Origin of the sequence: Castellaniella sp. (assembly GCF_034675905.1) — a bacterium.
Classification (GTDB): Bacteria; Pseudomonadota; Gammaproteobacteria; order Burkholderiales; family Burkholderiaceae_B; genus Castellaniella.
Map to the genome: position 1 here is coordinate 40,292 of NZ_JAUCCV010000001.1, position 19,977 is coordinate 60,268.

Annotated in this window: 20 protein-coding genes, 1 other RNA gene and 1 pseudogene; 9 read left to right on the plus strand and 13 right to left on the minus strand. The window is 54.3% G+C overall.

Annotation, left to right across the window (positions count from 1 at the left end; translation table 11 throughout):
- Positions 1 to 204 precede the first annotated feature (204 nt).
- The 4 genes from VDP79_RS00195 to VDP79_RS00210 all read left to right on the plus strand — a co-directional run bounded on the left by VDP79_RS00195 (position 205) and on the right by VDP79_RS00210 (position 3,459).
- On the plus strand, positions 205 to 477 hold the full coding sequence (locus VDP79_RS00195; protein WP_323016220.1) for a BrnT family toxin: 273 nt from the start codon (positions 205 to 207) through the stop codon (positions 475 to 477).
- Positions 437 to 703, plus strand: coding sequence for a BrnA antitoxin family protein (locus VDP79_RS00200; protein WP_323016221.1), 267 nt, complete (start codon positions 437 to 439; stop codon positions 701 to 703). Before VDP79_RS00195 ends, VDP79_RS00200 begins: the two co-directional genes overlap by 41 nt.
- A gap of 345 nt (positions 704 to 1,048) precedes the next feature.
- Positions 1,049 to 2,259, plus strand: a protein-coding gene (locus VDP79_RS00205) for an IS3 family transposase (protein WP_323016336.1) whose coding sequence is annotated in 2 segments (ribosomal slippage) — positions 1,049 to 1,364 and positions 1,364 to 2,259 — 1,212 coding nt in all. Because the reading frame shifts where the segments join, the coding sequence is not laid out codon by codon here.
- A 222-nt stretch (positions 2,260 to 2,481) separates the two neighbouring features.
- On the plus strand, positions 2,482 to 3,459 hold the full coding sequence (locus tag VDP79_RS00210) for a hypothetical protein (RefSeq protein ID WP_323016222.1): 978 nt from the start codon (positions 2,482 to 2,484) through the stop codon (positions 3,457 to 3,459).
- A gap of 5 nt (positions 3,460 to 3,464) precedes the next feature.
- Here VDP79_RS00210 and VDP79_RS00215 read toward each other — a convergent pair whose 3' ends face one another.
- The gene (locus VDP79_RS00215) at positions 3,465 to 4,592 is read right to left on the minus strand and encodes a YagK/YfjJ domain-containing protein (RefSeq protein WP_323016223.1); all 1,128 of its coding nucleotides are present in this window, start codon (positions 4,590 to 4,592) and stop codon (positions 3,465 to 3,467) included.
- Between the two features lie 379 nt (positions 4,593 to 4,971).
- Positions 4,972 to 5,361, minus strand: a complete 390-nt coding sequence (locus VDP79_RS00220; protein WP_323016224.1) for a helix-turn-helix transcriptional regulator — start codon at positions 5,359 to 5,361, stop codon at positions 4,972 to 4,974.
- A gap of 192 nt (positions 5,362 to 5,553) precedes the next feature.
- On the opposite strand from VDP79_RS00220, the gene VDP79_RS00225 reads away from it, so the two are divergent.
- Positions 5,554 to 5,832 carry a hypothetical protein gene (locus tag VDP79_RS00225; RefSeq protein WP_323016225.1) on the plus strand — a complete coding sequence of 93 codons (279 nt, stop codon included), beginning with the start codon at positions 5,554 to 5,556 and terminating at the stop codon, positions 5,830 to 5,832.
- A gap of 57 nt (positions 5,833 to 5,889) precedes the next feature.
- Here VDP79_RS00225 and VDP79_RS00230 read toward each other — a convergent pair.
- From VDP79_RS00230 to VDP79_RS00255, 6 genes and pseudogenes are all read right to left on the minus strand, one after another.
- Positions 5,890 to 6,699 (minus strand): annotated as a pseudogene (locus VDP79_RS00230) (DUF932 domain-containing protein); the annotation flags it as partial.
- A gap of 31 nt (positions 6,700 to 6,730) precedes the next feature.
- A complete protein-coding gene (locus tag VDP79_RS00235; protein WP_323016227.1) occupies positions 6,731 to 7,819 on the minus strand; it encodes an IS3 family transposase in 1,089 nt (362 codons plus the stop codon).
- 48 nt (positions 7,820 to 7,867) lie between these two features.
- Positions 7,868 to 8,047, minus strand: a complete 180-nt coding sequence (locus tag VDP79_RS00240) for a hypothetical protein (protein WP_323016228.1) — start codon at positions 8,045 to 8,047, stop codon at positions 7,868 to 7,870.
- A gap of 976 nt (positions 8,048 to 9,023) precedes the next feature.
- Entirely contained in the window at positions 9,024 to 10,130 is a 1,107-nt protein-coding gene (locus tag VDP79_RS00245; RefSeq protein ID WP_323016229.1) for a hypothetical protein, read from the minus strand.
- 98 nt (positions 10,131 to 10,228) lie between these two features.
- Entirely contained in the window at positions 10,229 to 10,786 is a 558-nt protein-coding gene (locus VDP79_RS00250; RefSeq protein ID WP_323016230.1) for a DUF4339 domain-containing protein, read from the minus strand.
- Positions 10,787 to 10,864: 78 nt separating this feature from the next.
- Positions 10,865 to 11,710 (minus strand): EcsC family protein, encoded by an 846-nt coding sequence (locus tag VDP79_RS00255; protein WP_323016231.1) that lies wholly within the window; start codon positions 11,708 to 11,710, stop codon positions 10,865 to 10,867.
- Between the two features lie 88 nt (positions 11,711 to 11,798).
- Here VDP79_RS00255 and VDP79_RS00260 point away from each other — a divergent pair, with 88 nt between their 5' ends.
- Positions 11,799 to 12,101 carry a helix-turn-helix transcriptional regulator gene (locus tag VDP79_RS00260; protein ID WP_323016232.1) on the plus strand — a complete coding sequence of 101 codons (303 nt, stop codon included), beginning with the start codon at positions 11,799 to 11,801 and terminating at the stop codon, positions 12,099 to 12,101.
- Positions 12,102 to 12,129: 28 nt separating this feature from the next.
- Here VDP79_RS00260 and VDP79_RS00265 read toward each other — a convergent pair whose 3' ends face one another.
- Together VDP79_RS00265 and ssrA are read right to left on the minus strand one after the other, a co-directional pair.
- Positions 12,130 to 13,413 (minus strand): tyrosine-type recombinase/integrase, encoded by a 1,284-nt coding sequence (locus VDP79_RS00265; RefSeq protein WP_323016233.1) that lies wholly within the window; start codon positions 13,411 to 13,413, stop codon positions 12,130 to 12,132.
- Positions 13,414 to 13,585: 172 nt separating this feature from the next.
- Positions 13,586 to 13,952: a transfer-messenger RNA gene (ssrA, locus tag VDP79_RS00270) on the minus strand.
- Between the two features lie 98 nt (positions 13,953 to 14,050).
- On the opposite strand from ssrA, the gene VDP79_RS00275 reads away from it, so the two are divergent.
- On the plus strand, positions 14,051 to 14,929 hold the full coding sequence (locus tag VDP79_RS00275; protein ID WP_323016234.1) for a M90 family metallopeptidase: 879 nt from the start codon (positions 14,051 to 14,053) through the stop codon (positions 14,927 to 14,929).
- A 15-nt stretch (positions 14,930 to 14,944) separates the two neighbouring features.
- A complete protein-coding gene (locus VDP79_RS00280) occupies positions 14,945 to 15,613 on the plus strand; it encodes a dienelactone hydrolase family protein (RefSeq protein ID WP_323016235.1) in 669 nt (222 codons plus the stop codon).
- Between the two features lie 595 nt (positions 15,614 to 16,208).
- Here the strand turns inward: VDP79_RS00280 and VDP79_RS00285 are convergent.
- Together VDP79_RS00285 and VDP79_RS00290 are read right to left on the minus strand one after the other, a co-directional pair.
- On the minus strand, positions 16,209 to 16,790 hold the full coding sequence (locus tag VDP79_RS00285; RefSeq protein ID WP_323016236.1) for an NAD(P)H-dependent oxidoreductase: 582 nt from the start codon (positions 16,788 to 16,790) through the stop codon (positions 16,209 to 16,211).
- 120 nt (positions 16,791 to 16,910) lie between these two features.
- Positions 16,911 to 17,792, minus strand: a complete 882-nt coding sequence (locus VDP79_RS00290; protein WP_416233020.1) for a pirin family protein — start codon at positions 17,790 to 17,792, stop codon at positions 16,911 to 16,913.
- Positions 17,793 to 17,886: 94 nt separating this feature from the next.
- Here VDP79_RS00290 and VDP79_RS00295 point away from each other — a divergent pair, with 94 nt between their 5' ends.
- Positions 17,887 to 18,801 carry a LysR family transcriptional regulator gene (locus VDP79_RS00295; protein ID WP_323016238.1) on the plus strand — a complete coding sequence of 305 codons (915 nt, stop codon included), beginning with the start codon at positions 17,887 to 17,889 and terminating at the stop codon, positions 18,799 to 18,801.
- A gap of 58 nt (positions 18,802 to 18,859) precedes the next feature.
- On the opposite strand, the gene lipA is transcribed toward VDP79_RS00295, so the two are convergent.
- Complete coding sequence (gene lipA / locus VDP79_RS00300) at positions 18,860 to 19,846, minus strand: lipoyl synthase (RefSeq protein WP_323016239.1); 987 nt, start codon at positions 19,844 to 19,846, stop codon at positions 18,860 to 18,862.
- Positions 19,847 to 19,977 lie beyond the last annotated feature (131 nt).

A 19,977-nucleotide genomic window follows, 5' to 3' on the forward strand; every position in this document is an offset into this window, starting at 1 on the left:
AGAGGTTCCGGGCCGATTCAGTTGCCTGTCGAGGTGTAGGGCCGAGTTTTATGCCTCGTGAGCATCCCCCTCTCCCTCATTTGTCACACCTGAGGATATGGTAACCGCAGATAACAGGATGTGGCGCTCCGACCCTATGGGCGAGAGGCAATGTACTAACAAAATCCCTTGCTCATAGATTTTTTTGTTAGTACAATTAATCTTATGGAAATCGAGTTCGACCCCGAGAAACGCGATAAGACGCTGACCGAACGCGGGCTGGATTTCGCTCGAGCCGACGAGGTATTCGCGGGCCGTCACTTCACCCTGGAAGACACCCGCGAAAACTACAGCGAGCCGCGCTACATCACCGTCGGCAAGCTCGACAACCGGATGGTTGTCACGGTGTGGACGCCTCGCGACGAGGCCCGCCGCATCATCAGCATGAGGAAAGCAAATGAACGCGAGCAAACGCGATACGCCCACCGCTTGGACTGACCCGGACGACGCTCCTGAACTGACCGACGAGTTCTTCGAACGGGCGGACGAGTATGTCGGCGACAAGCTCATCCGACGCGGCCGTCCGGCAGGCAGCCATAAGACCGCCACGACCATCCGCTTCGACGACGAGGTTCTCGACGCCTTCAAGTCCACGGGCAAGGGCTGGCAAACGCGCATGAACGCCGCCCTAAAGGACTGGCTGAAGTCCCATCCGCCGGCATAGACGGGCATGTCCCCACTGCTACCGTCTGAAAACCGTCCACACCAACACGCACGCAAAAAAAGGCTCTACATCATTCAAAATAGCTAAAAAAAAATCCCAGCCATCAGGCTGGGATCCAGGTAGCCGGGGGGAATCCAACTGCACTATAAAAACCTCATGATTAGTGCTTCTTCGCGGATTTACACATTAAAGTACCCCCAGAAGTACCCCCGTTTCGTACTGGCTGTCATCGGATGGCCCTGCACGCTATCTGGATCGGCCCCCTGAAACACCGGACACAGTCACCCACTTAAAATAGCAGGTAGGCATACGACTGTGTTTATGACCAACAGCAAGCAGGAAGTGATGGAATTACTGACCCAGCCGGAGCGTCGGCGGCGCTGGTCGGTGGAACAGAAGCTGGCCATGGTGCGCGAGAGCAACGAGCCTGGTCAGACGGTTTCGATGGTGGCGCGCCGCCATGGTGTGAACCCGAACCAGCTGTTTCACTGGCGCAAACTGTACCAGGACGGCGGCTTGTCGGCAGTGGATGCTGGCGAGCAGGTGGTCGCGGCCTCGGAGCTTGCCGACGCGCTCAAGCAGATCCGGGAGCTGCAGCGCATGCTGGGCAAGAAGACCATGGAGAACGAGATTTTGCGCGAAGCGGTGGAGTACGGCCGCTCAAAAAAATGGATTGCGCGCTCGCCCTCGTTGCCAGGGGAAGACCGGTGAAGCGGGTCTGTGAAGTCCTCGGCGTGGCGCGCTCGAACATGGCAGTCAGGCTGGCACGATCAGCGGATTGGCGCGATGGCCGCACGGCCCGCCCGACGCAGGATACGAAGTTGGTCGAAGAGATTCATGAGCATATTGGGCAGTTGCCCAGCTACGGCTATCGGCGAGTCTGGGCGCTGGTGCGGCGAGATCGGGAGCAGCAGCAGGAGCCGCCGGTCAACGCCAAACGGGTCTACCGAGTGATGCGCGACCATGGTCTGCTGCTGGAACGTCGCAGGCAGCCCCTGGCGCCTGCGCGGCGCCACGATGGGCAGGTCGCCGTCCTGCGCAGCAATCAGCGCTGGTGCTCTGACGGGTTCGAGTTCCGCTGTGATGACGGCAGCCCCTTGCGGGTGACCTTTGCCCTGGACTGCTGCGACCGTGAAGCGATGAGTTGGTCGGCAACCACCGCTGGTCATAGTGGCGACGTGGTGCGCAATGTGATGCTGGCGGCGCTGGAACACCGGTTCGGCAATACCGATCAGACGCCGCAGCAGATCGAGTGGCTGAGCGATAACGGCTCGGGCTACATCGCATCAAAGACGCGAGAGTTCGCCAGACGCATTGGCCTGAAGCCGCTGACCACGCCCGTGCGCAGCCCCCAGAGCAATGGCATGGCCGAGAGCTTCGTGAAGACGATCAAGCGTGACTATGTCGCCTTCATGCCCAAGCCCGATGTGCCCACGGCGCTGCAGAATTTGGCGATTGCCTTTGAGCATTACAACGAGCGGCACCCCCACAGTGCGCTGAAATACCGGTCCCCCAGGGAGTTCAGGCGCCATCAGGATTTATCAACCCAAGGGTGATTCTGTGTCCGGTAATACGGGGGCAAATCCACTATCGGACAGTAGACAGGCGACTACTATACTACTTACCAGCCTACACGGGACTAAGCTGAATAGCCGAGGCGAAAAGCGGCACTTACGGCACCACCACAATCACGCCACTACGTCTTAGCTACCAACCCCGTTCTTCATCTGTCTAGCCAGTTCTCACCGAAAAACGCGTCACTCCCTCTGCCACCACGTATGAAACTCACCAACTACCTATCTGGCAAGGAAATCGAGGCCGATCCGCTGTACCAAACCCCAACACTACGCCGTGCCATGGAAAGCAGTGCTCGGCTAAAATATGCATCCACAGTGCAGATATATAAGGTCTTGAAGAAAATTTGTGCTGGGCAGGCACTGCACACCGCATTCCCAGAATTCGACAGCGGCATGCTACTACGCAAAAGGCTTGAATCCGCGATATACGACCATATGTCCATTGTAGTTCGTAAGGAGCTACAAGCCATGGAGCGCATTACCGATCAACGCAGCATCGAATTCCATGACTTCGAAGCTAATCTTAAATTAATACACTCTTACTACAAGGAAATCAGTTCGCAAGCACCTGAGCTACTTGAGCATATCAATATCGACCCAACAGGATCATTCCTCAAGTCAAGCGGCCTCTTTGAAATAATAAACTCAAAGAAAAAATCTGCCCTAGGGGTTGGAAGAAAACTAGATTACTACCTTGCTTTCATTGCAGCAGCATTCCTCTATTGCAGAAAAAGCGATCACGCCCGCCGCAATCAACTCTTCAAGCAAGCCGACGATGACTTAACAGAGGCTTCTATATTGTGCGTGTGCGCAGAGGAAAACGACAGCGCAGGATACCACCAAGCAGTGCGCCGCAAACTCAAGCAGGCAGGTGGAAAAGCAAAATCCAAGGGATATGGCGTTCTACACGAAATCCTCGCAAATCTCATTCGCACCCATGCCCCTGAAGGGGGCTGGGTCTCACAAGAGGATGTCATAGATAGAACCTGGTTTGAAAATAGAAATGGGATACGGGAAACCGTGAGCATACCGATTCTACTGCATCGAGAGCAAAGAAGCCGGAATCTCAGCGTACAACTTACTGAGTCGAATATGGATTCGACCCTTCTTAAATGGATTCGCAAGGTTGATATGGTAGCATCCACTTTCAATAATACAAAAAAGCAAAAAAATCAATAAACCTATTACGATTCCACGGTAGAGGCGATGGCAGCCTTACTGCGTGGCCGCCCTTTTCTACTGCCAGAACCACGCATCGTTCCTCGACCGAAACTTCGAGCACCATCTGGCAATTGTAATTTTACGCACTGATCTACCTTCGTCAGATAGCTAGCCACCACACCCTCAAGATGCTGGCGAACATCTCGATCATGATGGTTGATCAATCCGATCCCAAGCGTCCCAAGATTTTGGTATCTTCGCTTGTCTCGATTACAGTTGTAATACCGCCCAATATTTCCAGTGACGCACTTCCAGTAATCGCCTACCAAATTCCCGATAGTAATGTCCTCACAGCTTTTTTGGCCATTCAGGAAAATTAACGTGTGGTAATGCCAGCCATTCCTAGGCCCATATTCCAGCTTCCAGGCATAGCCAATCAGTACGCTCTTCCCAAGCAGTTTCTTCAAGTGATTGGCCAAACCAATAAAAAACGATTCGCGATGCTCGAATACATCTTGGTGCAACAATCTCAAGCCCATCGACTGATACGATACATCATCAACCATATACTCCAGATCAAGCCTAACAGTTAAAACCTTCGAGTATTTTGAAAAAAGGTCATCTATATAACCCATCAAGCTTTTGTGGTTCTTATTGGATGATCTTTCAAAATTCTTGACCAACCTTCTGAATGAAGGCAGCTTGGCGTCTTGCCTGATAGCTTCTACATAGCAATTCAATGCCTTCACCTGATCAGGCGTGGATTTGATAGGAACATGCGGAGTTCCAACAAGCCTAGAGATTTCAAAAAATTTTTGATTCTCAACAAACGAACTAAGATACGGATTAACTATGTATCGTGGAAATAACCTCACCAATTCCGCCGCAAATTGATTATAAAGAAGTAAAAATAAACCGTTGGATAATTTTGCTCTTTCCTTTATGACGTATTCCATTTTCCCTGAAATACGATTCTTAGACTCTTTGAGTGAAAATAGATCTCCACTTGAATTTGATATTCCTTTTACAACCTCAATAGCCTCTACAAGCCACCCAGCATCCTGACATTCCTGTGTTTTAACAGACACAGAAGAATCACCACAATAATCACGAAACATTGCCCTTTCCTGCAGAGCAGTTTTCATATCCATAGATTCACCATAAAAATAAATGAATAATTCCTATTGAATAACATCACAACACACCTAAAATTCTACACACAATCACAGAAGCCCAGTATTAAAATATAAATATTCTAATTGTATTTAGATATCATAAAAACCTTTAATGCAAACCATCAGGCATCAGGATAATTTACATCAAATAAATAAACTCCAACAATAAACAAAAATCCAAAAACTGTAAGTTAGTGTCATATAAACTGATATTCTCAGAATAAAATAAATCTCGAATGCCATTACCTTATCTCGAAAAATACCGAGTTAACTGGTTCCCCAGTGATCACTTTCCATCCTACAAATACAGAGAGGGCTTTCGCCCCCTCCTCTATACTTCCCGGTCACCAAACGATCATGCGGCCCGAATGAGCGCCTTTTGCGCAATCCAAATCACCACCTCCTGTTCCAGCCATCCCACCATTCGGGCTCCCAGTTGGACCCTTCGTGGAAACGTCGGATCATAACGATCCGACTTTGGATTCATCAACGAATATAAAGTCGAACGAGACATGCCGGTCCGATCCTTCAATTCGCGGAGTCGCATAATGCGATCAGGCAGACACTGCTCGGTCACAAACGCCCCTTCTAACCGGGGAGCATTACCCATAGAAAAATCGGGGGACACCCCATCGGTATCACGCGGACCAAAATCAACTTCACGCATTGCGTTCAGCATAAGAAAACCCCTTTTCAGATTTTGAAAGAACGTCGCGCCCCCTTTAATCAGGGACGATGCCCGCATTGTGTCCTCACGCTGCTTCACACGACAGGGCATCTGCGTACGACCATCTTCTCCCTCGACGCAGATGGCATTGACATAGACGCTTAAATAGGTTAATCACAAAATCAATTAATGCCCATCAAGTCTCATCGACTCCGCTACTACGTCATATGAGCTTCCTGGAATCACACAGAAAGTTGGTTCCCCAGCGCCATGAAATTGGTTCCCCTGCGCTACGGAACCTCTGCTCGAACCGAAGCCGACATCAGCGCCCTACTCGCTGCTACCACCGGCGGACCGCCGCCAACACTCAGCGTCAACCTGATTACGGCGGCAACGCCAATACTGCCGACAGACAAAACGACCCACGACAACAAGTCCCACCACCGCCAAGATTTCTTTCATCACTACCCCCTTCACGGCACAAGCGAGCCGGATCACCCCGCAAGGTACGTCACTATTTCATTGATCCGCTGCGTAAAATTTGCCTGATATCGGCTAGCGGCCTACCGTCTTCCGTACAGCGAACAGCGGAGGCCGCAAGATTCCTCATGCCACCAGCTTGAGGACTTCATCCCAGGCTTTCTGCTTGATGGCGGCCCCTTGGCCGAACCAGGCGGCGTCCAGCCGGTGATCCGCACTGCGAGAGCGACGGTGGTGATCCACGAACTCGGTCACTGCACCCAGCAGCCCCCAGGCGGTGCCAGCAGCCGAACCCAGTTCGGCCCCCATGCCATGCCCGTTGTAGAGACCCTGAACGCTCTTGAGCGCCCGATTGTTGATGGCTGGCTGACTGGTGTCGGCGCTCGACGGATAGGTCAGCACACGGCGCAGAAACGCCTCGGCGGCAGTGTCCGTAACCTTGCAGTCGGCCAGGGCCTTCATACGAACCATGAAACTGTCCCAACTGGAAACCGAGATCCCCAACTGGCGCTTTACGCAGTCAGGATCGAAGACGCTGCGATGCGAGACGCGCACCGCGCCCGCTCCATCGCCCAGAGCAATCGCCAGCGTGTTATTGCACACGACACGGATGGAGGTGAATTGGGCGGTAGTCGAGAGCGTGCCATCGCAGGCGGTGGCCAGCAGCAGATAGCCATTGACCTCATCGCGGCCCTTGAGAACCGCCTTCTGGCCGGTGCGGGCCAGCGCCCAGAGCTTTCGACCGCCCTTGAGGACGCCTGCGGTTTCCAGTTCGTAGCCGCCTGCTTCGGTGAGATCCTTGTAGAAGGACAGGATTTCCTCGGGCTGCACGACCTGAAAACGGTCGGAAACCACGGACAGCGGGGCCTTGGTGTCCGAGCGGTACAGCACCTTCTGGCCAGGGAAAGCATGGATGGAACCCAAGTGGTAATCCCCCCATTTTTAGCGATTGCCAGAAGTAGGCAGGCTATGCGGCCATGGCCAGCCGCTGTTTTGGGGTGATGCCGCCCAAGGCCATATTTGGGCGTTCGTGATTGTAGGACCACATCCACTCTGTCGCTACGCGCTGGACCTGATCCAGATCTTCCCAGTGATATTGGGACAACCATTCGTAGCGCACAGTTCGATTGAACCGCTCGACGTAGGCATTTTGTTGCGGCTTGCCCGGCTGGATGTATTCCAGCTTGATGCCCCACCGGCGTGCCCACTCTGTGATCGCTGAACTCAGGTATTCAGGGCCGTTGTCACAACGAATCGCCAAGGGTTTGCCGCGCCAGGCAATGATCTGTTTTAACGCACGGATGACCCGCTCCGAGGGCAAGGAGAAGTCAATCTCGATGCCCAGCGCTTCGCGGTTGAAGTCATCGATCACGTTGAACAGCCGGATACTGCGTCCATCGGACAGTTGATCGTGCATGAAGTCCATCGACCAGACCTGATTCGTGGCGGCGGGTACCGTCAGCGGCTCGGGCGCCTGGCGCACCAGGCGTTTGCGCGGCTTGATTCTCAGGTTCAGCTCCAACTCCCGATAGATGCGGTAGATCCGTTTGTGGTTCCAACCGAAGCCCTTCACGTTGCGCAGATACAGGTAGCACAGCCCAAATCCCCAGTTGCGGTGGTTGTCCGTCAGGCGCAGCAGCCAGTCGGCGATTTCGTCGTTTTCAGCCTTGTGCTTGCCCTCATAGCGATAGCACGTCTGGCTGATGCCAAACGTCTCGCAGGCCAACCGGACCGATACCCCGCACTCCTGCACCACACGTTGAGCCATCTCGCGGCGGCGAGATGGCTTCACCACTTTTTTTTCGAGAGCCTCCGCGCGCAGCTCGGCCTTGAGCTTCTCTTCGACGTACATCTTGCGTAGCCGGGCGTTCTCCGCTTCCAGCTCCTTCATCCGCGACATCATCGGCACATCCATGCCGCCGTACTTGGCGCGCCACTTATAGAACGTCGCGGAGCTGATGCCCAGTTCACGGCACATCTCAGGCACCGTCATGCCGGCCTCTACCCGTTTGATCGCGTCCAGGATCTGGCTGTCTGTGAATCGTGACTTCTTCATGCTGTAGAACTCCTCAATGAGAAAATTCTACTTCTGATCTCACCGCCTTTATGGGGGGATTACCAAGTGACTGTCTTGGGCGATGTAGAGCACATCACCGGCTTCTATCTGCCAGTGCATACCGGCCTGCTGCGCCCAGATTTCGAGCGGTTGGCGGCGAGAGAGTTCATTGCCTAGGCCATGCCAGGGCGTTTGGCCGACATAGGCGATGGATTCGACGAGGTGCATGATTTTCTCCTTGATAGAGAGAATAGAAACGCCCATATCTACAGCCCGTCAAGGCCATAGGTATAGATGCGGTGATGAGGGAAGAAAGCGGTAGATCGGTTAATGCTTGTTGCCTGTGATCTGCCCCTGACCAAACCAAACGTTGCGCCGGTTTCAGAGCTTGCCATCGTAGCGGCGGGACCGATGGCGCTACAGGCTTTGGTCGCGTAGTCGCGGGTAGTGGTGGTGCGATCAGCGTTATAGCAGAGGCAAGAAAGGACAGGGGACAGATCAGCCTTATAAGGGAAGTAGCAGGTAACTGGGAAGTTGCCCTACGCATTCGAGGGGAAGCGCTTAAAGGTGATATAGGGGTAAAAATATCTGGAGTGCTGGCTTATGACCATTTGGAATCAGTGATCCGTTGAATCGAATCTTTAGGCTTACTGAATAAATGTTAGATGTGATCTGCCTAGAAGATTAATTTCAGGTTGTCATATACTGACCATCTGCGGTATGCCGCTAAGCTGGTACGGAATTTGCACCATAATTCCGCTCCCAATAATTCGATTACACTCTCTTAAAAATCGTGAATATTTTAATTTCTGTAAATTTATTTTTAAGGAGATTTAATATCAATGAGATCTCAGAAGATTTATCGACCCCCAGCAATTAAAATTAAAATTTACGCCTGAGAAATTACCACATCCCCACAAACGACATACCCCCCGATGATTTTTAATCATCGGGGGGTATGTCGTAATAAATTAATTCGCTATAAAATCAAGGATCATATTTCATGAATAAATTATCGCTTATAGTCGATTTTTATAATTATGGAAAAGGATTCTTTAAAATGAAGACTCAGCAAGGGAATCCCTCCACCTGCTCAATAAACCTCAGGGAACAGCAAACCAACCACTAACATCGCGCAGTACTACATAATCAAAATACTCTCAGAGAATCTGCTATGAAATGCAGACTCTCTGAAATATTTTAATTATAAGTTTGGCATTACATCCTCAGCTTGCATTTTTATTTCTTCGATCCTATTTTTCTCTGCCGCAATATTTTCCTCCTTTATTTTCTTGAACTCATCAAACACGGAAGCAATATCGTAGGCCGCCATTCTGTAAGCCGTTACAATATTATTCTCATCCTTATCAAACTGCACATAAATAGTTGCCCCACACTGTGGCATATATAAAGGTGGGGTTAAGGAAAAATTATAAAAAATAGAATTCCCAATAGCTAATTCATACGGGGCTGTGACAAGAGGCTTTGCCCTCAAACTCAAATTCGAATTTGGGAAAGAAGATTCACATACAGAGAGATCTTTGGGAGATTCTTGACGACTACCATCCCGATTAAACCCCCACCTCATGGTATTAATCATAACTATTGGTCTACTATTTATTTCCTCCCTAACCCCTCCAACCGGATTACCATATTTTTTTATCAATGCGCTAACAAAATTATCTACAGTAAAACGGTCTTTTTGAGCCAACCTCTCAAAGCGACTTATACCAACAATACTACCATTCGCCCCATACCTTATGAGAAGCTCCCGCTTAACAGAATCGGGGGTGTATTCCTCAGGACTTCTTGCTGAACTAACTTGCGCGAGCCAACCGGTAGAAGAGCCATTAGTATCATTTTGTAAAGGTACAATTTTAAAATTGTTATCAATTGATTTTATTAAATGATCCCCAAAAACCATCGGATCACCAAGGCCAATTCCTAAAATATCAATCCTATTATCTGATTTATTATTTTTACTGAATCCCCCATTATTCTCACTATTGGTTGATTCCACATTGCAATGAGAATTCTGCATTAACTTGCCATCATATACTTTAGAAACCACCAATTTATTAACATCGACATCTACAGTTATGCATGCACAAGTAGTGCCCTTATCCACACCCGGTAGATTCTCCTCGCCTGGAACATTCATTAGCGACCAAGTACCACTCTCATCTGTGAAGGACAGATCAAATGGAGGAGTACTCTCAATCCAGCCACAGCGCATCTCGCTGCCATTCGCCTGAGATAGATTAACAAAAACAGTTGACATTAAAATCAAAAGGATATTTATTTTTTTCATTAAATCAACCTTAAATTTACCTTATTCTCAAATGATCTGAAACGGAATAAGAACTTCTCACTGAAGAACCAAACATAAATAAAAATTAACTTATAAAATTAAATGAAAATTGTTATTAAAAAAGAAACGATCCATACGGTGAAATATGCCAGATTTTGCTTTGTAGCCTTTGCCCTCTGATAAATATAAACAGGGACTAACCAAACCCATCCTTTAAATTTACTGGTATTATGGCCAGCCTTTTTAAGCAAATTTTCATCTAATAGAGAAAGTCCAATGCTCAATATAATTGAGACATACCAATACTTTCCGGCCTCCATATCTCTCGCGGCAGAAAGATCATTCCCTTGATTTATGCCATATGAAACAACCCACTCAATAACGTAACCAATTATTGGAGCAAACGCAAGAATCCATATAACAGTATTATTTATATGCTCCCCAGACAACGGAGGAGGAGTGCTGCTATCCAAATGCTGACCTAACTCCGTACTTTCCACCTTTAACCAATCTGGGAACCCCTGCTTCCACACCGACACTCCTCTAGTAATTATTGAGGTTTTTATTAATTCTACTATTTGATCCTCTGAAAAAGGTCCCTTGCGCTGACCTCGCTCTTCATAGAACCACTGCACCACTGATTGAATATCGCTCATTTATCGCTCCCTACGATTCATGGTGGATTATTTTAATATTGAATCTTATTTAAATAACCATATTAAAAACAATAATAATTACAAATATTTTTTCTTTCTTATAGCCTCGAACTCCTCTCTTACGAGATCAAATCCATATTTGTTCTCAAGCCTTTTCACCGTAAAATGTCCGCTGGCCATATCCTGATAAAAATCAGTAAACATCATATTTATCATGGCCCCGCTTGCTGCACCAATCACAGGCACCGCTTGAGCTGCTGTTTTTTCTGTTATTACGATTCCAAATCGAGCGGATATCTTTTCGATTAATATAGACATCCACTTCCCAGCCTGCGTGGATGTCAGTTTATTTGTCGCTTCTTTTGAAGCCATTTCTGCTAGCTCTTTAGCTAAGATGTTATTAACCTCTGCGGTAAACAATCGCATCGCATAGTAGGTAGTTTCGGATTCATCATCATCCTTATTTTCACCACCAAGAGCAAAAACCTCGATACACGCCTTTTTGGTATAAGGGTCATCAAGATCAAAACCTTCCCCTCTAGCTACATCAGCAACGGCTCGCATCATGATGGTCGTCGATATAGGCAGCTCTACTGTCAACCCCGCCATACCAAAAAACCCGCCTACACCGCCGGAAACAGCAGCATAAGTTTTATTCCACCATGGTGAGGCTTCCTGCTTCTTATTTTCTAGACTCCATAGAGCAGCATCAGCCGCTTTGCTTAAAGCAGTTTCCACCACTGTCTGCAGCTTCCCTTCTAGCCACTTCGGTGCATATTCCAAGATTTTTTCTACTGGCTTTCCGATCAGCGATGAAAGCCTTGCCGTAAGCGTCGGAGAAACCAATAGCTCGACTGCTTTTTCTAAATCTCGACGGTCATCGCTAGAAATCGCTTGGTAGGCTGGAGAGCCTTCAGTCTGCATTTTCAGGTCCTTATTCCTGTAACTAAGGAATCCTTAGTGTAAATGAATTTAAACACTAAGAGCATCTTAGCCTTTAGGGGGCTAAGAGATGGTCGCAGTTGGAAAGCGCCTCAAAGAGGCACGCACAGAAGCAGGGTTGTCCCAAGAGAAACTTGGAGTGCTGGCTGGCATAGACGAGATGTCGGCCAGCGCCAGGATGAACCAGTACGAGCGGGGGAAGCATGTGCCGGACTTCGGCACTATCAGCAGGATAGCCAAGGTGCTGAACGTTCCCCCTTCGTACTTCTATTCCGTGGCTGATGATGAGGCAGTCTTGCTTGTCACATATCACAGGCTGATCAGACCTCAGAAGGCGAAGGTTTTGGCATTCATCAACGAACTACGTGGGTAGAGAGCTACTGCATCGCGACCGGATATGCCTACGCTACCTGAGTCGCGTCTGATTGCTGACGAGTTGCCGTAACGCCGTCCTGCCCTTCTGCAAGCGCATCAAGATAGTCTGCCCACCGCTGCATCATGTCGATACGTTCACGTAGGAATTTCGTCCGATTGTAGGCTCGACCGTTTCCGTCTTTGACGGCATGAGCAAGCTGCATATCGGCATAGCGCGGATCAATGTGAAGCTGCTCATCTATGGCAGTGCGAGCCATCGCCCGAAACCCATGCCCACTCATCTCATCCTTGCCGTAGCCCATCCTGCGGAGCGCCGACAACACGCCGTTGTCAGATAACGGCTTTCTAGGCGCCCTGGGCGACGGGAAAACATACCTTCCTCCTCCGGTGATCTTCTGCAAATCCTGCAATATTGCGACCGCCTGCCGACTGAGCGGCACCATGTGCACACCCCCTTGAGCCTTATCCTCTTTGGGCATCTTCATCCGAGCGGCAGGAATACGCCACATGGGTGCGCCATAGCTGTCCAAGCGCCCCTCGAAGTCAAACTCCCCCCACTCGGCCTGCCGCAACTCGCCAGGCCGTAACATCACCAGCGGAGCAAGCTGAAGTGCTGCACGCACCACATATGAACCTTGGTACCCACGAATTGAGCGAACCAATCCGGCGATACCATCAGCATCAGTAATCGCGGCATGATTATGCTTTTCTGGCTGGCTCAAGGCGGACGAACTGAATAACGCAGTGGGGTCTTGAGTCGCCCGGCCAGTCTCTACCGCATAGCAGAACACTTGAGAGCAATTCTGCTTAGCCCGCTGGGCAGTCTCCAACGCGCCCCGCGCCTCAATCTTCAAAAGTACCGCCAGAACCTCTGGCGTCGTAATCTCGACAATTGGACGCCGCCCCATAAAGGGAAAAATGTCGCGTTCCATCCGCCGTTCAATCCGGTCATAGTGGGTCGGCACCCAGCGCGCCCGCATCCGCTTCAACCATTCGCGTGCAATGCCCTCAAACGTGGTGTTTGCTACCAGCCGCGCCGTCAACTTGTCTGTCTGTTTCTCAGCGCCCGGGTCCACTCCTTCGTCAAGACGATCTCTGGCCGCCTGGGCGGCCCGCCTTGCCTCCGCCAAGCTCACTTTCGGATAAGTGCCAATGGTCAGCGTCTTGTCCTTCCCCGCGAAGCGATACCGCCAGCGGAAATAACGGCCACCATTAGGCCGAATTTCCAGGAACAGGCCGCCACTGTCCCCCATCTTGTACTTGCCCTCTCGGGGCTTAGCGTTACGGCAGTCTAGATCGGATAGTCTCATGGGGGTACTTTTCCTCACAAAGAAATCAACGATACGTTGTTCCCCCAGAAGTACCCCCAAGATCAACTGTATCTTGTTGGGCAAGGGTGGATGTTTTTGGACAAGAAAAACCCGCAGAACTAGTGTTCATGCGGGTTTGAAGGTACTTATTGGATGTTATCGGATGGTGTTCTGGTGGAGCCGGGGGGAATTGAACCCCCGTCCGCAAGCCCTCCGCAAGTAGCTCTACATACTTAGTTGGCCTATTTTAAAAGTTTTAACCTTGGTTCATGCCGGACAACAGGCCCTTCCGCAGCGATTCACACTGATTTAAGAACCGACCCAGTGACCTGATCGAATCCGATTCCCTGTAGATGACGCTGCAGTGGGTTTTACCCCACCCGACCCAGGGACCAGTCGGTGCAGCGGCTCACCGCTTAAGCGGCCAGAGCGAAACGCTCGTCGTTGGCGTTTATAGTTTTCCAGTGGTTTTACGAGCGAACTGGTGCTCGGTATGCACTATCTTGTTTTGTGACCCACGTCGAAGCCATGTCGGCCCCAGGACCCTTCATTGTACCGGCATTTTCCGGATAATGAAATTACAATCAGGAGCCATGAGGACCATCCGCCACATCTCCGCCTTGCCCCGGCGCCGATCATGCTGCACTGGCTGACGGGGCGCGCTGCACGACGCCGGACATTCGACCAGGCCCTGGCATCGCTGGATGCGCAGGTCTGGCCGCAGCTGCTGGCGCAGCACGACTTTCTGCTCGGCCTGCACGCACAGGACGCCGAGACACTGCGCCATCACACCGCCTGGATCCTGGCGAACAAGTCCTTCCACGGCGCCCACGGCCTGCCCGTGACGCCGGGCATGTGCCGCGACATCGCGATCCAGGCAGCCCTGCCGATCCTGGGCCTGGACACCTCTTTGTACCGGGGCTGGACGCAGATCGTGGTGTATCCGGGCGGCTTTCTGGTGCAGCGTACGGACACCGACGAAGCCGGCGTGGTGCATGAATACAGACAGGAAACATCCGGGGAATCCTGGGAAGGCGGCCCCGTGATCCTGTCCTGGGAAGATGCCCGCGCCGGTGCGGATGCCCAGGCGAACGTGGTGATTCACGAGTTCGCCCACAAGCTGGACCAGCGGGCGGGGAGCGCCGACGGCATGCCGGGCCTGCGCGCGCACCGGGATTTGGATGCCCGCCGCTGGCGCAGGGTGCTGGAGACGGCCTTTGACGATTTCAACGACCGTCTTGACGCAGCCGAGGCCGCCATCCCTCCCGATATGGATCCGGAATCCGACGAGGCCGCCGAATGGTATGCAGCGCTGCCGCTGGACCCCTATGCAGCCCAGGACCCGGCGGAATTTTTTGCCGTCAGCTCGGAAAGCTTTTTCATCAGCCCTTGGGCCATGGCACGGGCCTGGCCGGACTGGTACGGCCTGCTGGCGCAGTACTACCGGCAAGATCCCCTGCAGCGCCTGGAAAGCGCTGGCATGCAGTACGATCAGACGGATACCCCTTCCTTCTGATTCTGGAGTCTGCTGATGGACATGATCTTGACGGCCTGCGACGGCCATACTCTGGCGGCCTACGTCAATGGCCCGGAGACCGCGCATGCCGGCGTCGTGGTGCTGCCGGAAATCTTCGGCATCAACCCGTATATCCGCAGCGTGGTGGACCGCTACGCCGCTCAGGGCTACCGGGCGATCTGCCCGTCGCTGTTCGACCGCAAGACCGCGCCCGACACCGGATTGCAGTTGGGCTACAGCCCGGAAGAGATCCAGCGCGGCCTGGGCTATAAAAAAGCCATCCCAGACGATACTGCCCGCCTGGACATCGAGGCCGCCGCCGCGGCGCTGCAAGGCCAGACAGTCAAGCTGCTGACGGGCTATTGCTGGGGCGGCTATCTGTCCTGGCGCATGGCGTGCCTTGGCAATACCTTTGCCGCCGCATCCTGCTGGCACGGGGGCGGCATCGCCAAACACTGCCAGGACTCGGCCCGCATCCCGGTGCAGATGCACTTCGGCGGACAGGACCCATCGATTCCACAGGCGGACGTGGACCAGATCCGGGCCGCCCAGCCTTGGGTAGAAATACACGTCTACGACGGCGCAGGGCATTCGTTTGGGCGCGATGCCACGCCCGCCTACCGGCCGGACGCCGCCCAGTTGGCCTGGGAACGGACATTGACGTTTTTCGCCCGCCACGCCTGAATCACCACCCGATTCGGTAGAAACCCCTGCGGCACGGCGCCAGCCAGCAGCAACAAACGTTAGGATTTGTGCCCGATTCCCGCTTAATGCGTCTTCAGGTAGCCTTTTGATGCGACTCTTCGCAAGGTGTCCACCATTCCCCTGGTCCCTTCAGCCACAATCATCGTCATCGATTGGCAGGAGAAACCAATGAGAAAAAGCATCATCGCAGCTGTTTTGCTGACAGGCGCTCTGGTCGGGGGGCCGGTCGCCCAAGCGGGCGACATCGACGTCGGGATTTCCATCGGCATTCCCGGCATGATCTGGGGCGGGCCAGCCTACTATCCGCCCCCGCCCCCCCCGCTACTACCATCGGCCCCGCGTGGTCGTGGTCCCGGAACCGGTATACGTCCCCGTACCCGCTTATCGTCAAGGCTGGGCGGACCGTGGACACTATGACCGCCACGACCGGAAGCACTGGAAAAAGGGCTGGAAACACGACCGCGGCCACCGGGGTCGCGACTGGGACGACTAAGTAAAAAGCGGATGAGAACACTCATCCGCTTTTTTCATCTGCAAGACCCCGGGCCGACAGGGCTCCGAGCAAAGGCGCAAATCACGCGGCGACGGCGACGGCCACAGCTTCGCGCCCCTGCAGACGATGCGTGTGAGCAGCCAGAGCAGCCAACAAGGCATCCAGGCCTTCGCGCGACAGCGCATCCGTCAGTTCACCGTCGGCTGCAAATTTCTCGTGGGCAGCCGAGATGAACAGTTCCGGCTTGTTCAGCGGATGCACGTCCAGATAGATCAGCACCTGGCGCAGATGGTACTGCGCGCGGGCGCCCCCCATCCCGCCCATGGAGGCGCTGGCAATCGCCACCGGCTTGCCCTGGAACGGAGCGCCGGGCACGCGCGACAACCAGTCGATGGCGTTTTTCAGCACGCCCGGAATCGAGTAGTTGTATTCCGGGGTGGCAATCAGAAACGCACCCGCCTGGGCGGCCTGTTCGGCGACCCGCTGCACGGATGCCGGAAAGCCCTGGGCCTGCACGTCCCCGTTGTACAAGGGGATATCGGACAGATCGGCGATCTCGATGCTCATGCCTTGGGGCGCTTGGCGCTGCGCCTGCTCCAGCAGCAGGTGATTGTAGGAACCCCGGCGCAGGCTGCCGCCGATGGCAAGAACACGAATAGACATAATGACTCCTGGAAATGGTCAACATGCTGCGCATATCCTGCACAGCCAATCGAAACACGCCTCCTGGCGGCGCAGCCTTGCGGCGGCCCGGCGGCAAAAAAAAACATCACGACAAAGGATTCAGGCGGCGGTCTGCGCCAGCACCCCATCCCGGTAATCACGCAGGGCCTGCTCGATTTCCTGCTGGGTATTCATGACGAACGGCCCATACTGCGCGATGGGTTCGTTCAGGGGCTTGCCGGCCAGCAGCAAGACCCGCACGCCATCGGCGGACCCGGCGGCCGGTGCGATACGCACGGTCTCGCCCTGTTCGCCGAACCAGACGCTATGCCCGGAGGCGGCTGTCTGGTCCCCCGCAGCGTACTGTCCCTCGAACACGTACAGCAGGACCTGATGTGTGGCAGGGATGGGGATATCCACCGACTGGCCCGTCATGACGCAGATATCCGCAATCAGAGGCTGCGTCGCCGATGGCGTCGCGCCATGCCCCGGCCCTTTCAAGGGGCAGGTGGCCCAGGGAATGGCGCCGGCGATCAGCTTGATGAAACCGCCTTCGGGCAGATCCGCAGTCGTGATCTCGGCCGCCGGGATATCCCGGTAGTGGGCAGGCTGCATTTTTTCCGCCGCCGGCAGATTCAGCCAGATCTGAAAACCGCGTAGCAGGCCGTTTTCCTGCTGCGGCATTTCCTCGTGGATGATGCCGCGCCCAGCCGTCATCCACTGCACGCCGCCGGCGCGCAGATCGCCTTCGTTGCCCATATGATCGCGGTGCCGCATATGGCCGTCGACGATATAGGTGACGGTTTCAAAACCGCGATGCGGATGCGGCGGAAAGCCGGCAATGTAATCATCGGGATCGTCGGACGAAAAGGCATCCAGCATCAGGAAGGGGTCCATGCGGACCTGATGCTGATAGCCCAGGGCGCGCAGCAGGCGGACACCTGCCCCGTCCTGGGTCGCCTGAGCCGGCAAAATACGTGTGATTGCTCGTGTAGACATCATCTACTCCGTCTTGAACTCTGATGCCTGTCATTATGAATCATATAATCCGATAAACAACCGCAAAAAACCGCACTATTTGATCTATAAATTAGATATGAGCGAGATCATTCCCATCATGCACTGGCAAGCGCTGATCGCCGTGGTGGATCACGGCGGCTACGCACAGGCCGCTGAAGCCCTGGGTAAAAGCCAGTCCTCGATCAGCTATGCCATCCAACGCCTGGAAGACCAGCTGGGCCTGCGCGTCTTTCGCCAGGAAGGCCGCCGCGCCGTGCCAACGCCGGCCGGCCAGATCCTGCTGCAGCGAGCACGGTTGCTGGTGGAACACGCCCAGAGCCTGGAATCCTCGGCACGCCAGATGGCATTGGGCCGGGAAGCCTTGCTGCGCATTGCGGCGGACGCCCTGTTCCCCGATTGGTTGCTGCTGCAGGCCTTGGCCAAATTCAGCCCCGACTGCGCCGCTACTCGTATCGAAGTGCTGGAAACGGTACTCAGCGGCACCGACGATGCCTTGCTGCGGCGCGAAGCCGATCTGGTGATCACCCCGCGCATCCCGCAGGGGTTCAGCGGCGAACCGCTGCTGCAGATCCGCTTTGTCGCCGTGGCAGCGCCGTCACATGCGCTGCATGCGCTGGGCCGTCCCTTGGCATGGGCGGACCTGCGTCAACACCGGCAGCTGGTCACACGGGATTCAGGGTCGCGGCGCCAGAACGCCGGCTGGCTGGACGCCGAACAGCGGTGGACCTTCAGCCACCTGTCCAGTTCGATCCAGGCAGCCTGCGCCGGCCTGGGCTTCGCCTGGTATCCCGAATTGCGCATCCGCGGCGAATTGGCCGACGGACGCCTGCTGCCCCTGCCCTTGATCGAAGGCCGGCACCGCTATGCCATGCTGTACCGGATCTTTGCGCGACCGGATTTTCCCGGCCCGGCCTGCCAGGAACTGGCCGACGTGCTGGCGCAATTGGTGCAGGCATCCGGGCTGTCTGTGGACCCGCCATCCCCGGCGTGAGCACGCATCGGGGTTGCAAGCAGCCAGCGCCCCCCGGAGCGACTGGCAGCACGGGTGCTCAAAGCCCGACGTTTTCCTGCTGCAGAACCTGTTCGGCGCGGTAGCTGGAACGCACCAGGGCGCCGGACACGACTTCGCGAAAGCCCTTGGACAGGCCCAGGTCGCGGTAGGCGCGGAACTCATCCGGTGTGACGAAGCGGCGCACCGGCAGGTGATTGGCGGTGGGTCGCATGTACTGGCCGAACGTCAGGATGTCGACGTTGGCTGCGCGGATGTCGTCCATGGCCTGTTCGATTTCCTGATCGGTTTCCCCCAGGCCCAGCATCATGCTGGTCTTGGTCAGGGTATGCGGCGCATAGGCCTTGGCATGCGCCAGCACGTCCAGCGTCTGCCGGTAGCCGGCTCGCACGTCGCGCACATCGTGGGTCAGGCGTTCGACTGTTTCGACGTTCTGCGCAAACGTCACCAGGCCGGCATCCAGAATGGTTTCGATGCAGGACCGATTCCCCTGGAAGTCGGGCGTCAGCGCCTCGACCGCCGTCTGCGGGGATCGTTCGTGGATAGCCCGGATACAGGCGGCATAGTGCCCCGCGCCGCCATCGATCAGATCGTCGCGGTCCACCGACGTCAGCACCACGTATTTCAGCCGCATCAGGGCGACGGCATCCGCCACGCTGGCAGGCTCGTTGTGATCCAGCCAGCCATGGGGATTGCCCGTGCTGACGGCGCAGAATTTGCAGGCCCGCGTGCAGACCGAGCCCATCAGCATCAGGGTCGCGGTGCCGCGCCCCCAGCATTCGGCGATGTTCGGGCATTTGGATTCGGCGCAGACCGTATTGAGCTTGTGCGTCTCGACGATCTGGCGGACTTCCTGGTAGCCGGCGCCGGACGGCACGCGCACCCGCAGCCAGGCGGGCTTGGGCGCCGAATCGGGGATCTCTGTCAGATCGCTGGGCCGCATGCCGTCTTTGACGGCCTTGGTACCCTGCGGGCTGATGAATTTGGACCCCGAACGGGCGCGGATGATGGGGACTTCAGTCGTCATGGGGAAACCTGTACATAATGGAATTCGGGCGAACGTCAGCCCCGGCGCACGCCTGCGGCGATAGTACCACGCAGCCCGCCGCCCGCCACGGATTCCCCTACGCAGATCAGGATCGTATACTGGCGGCCATG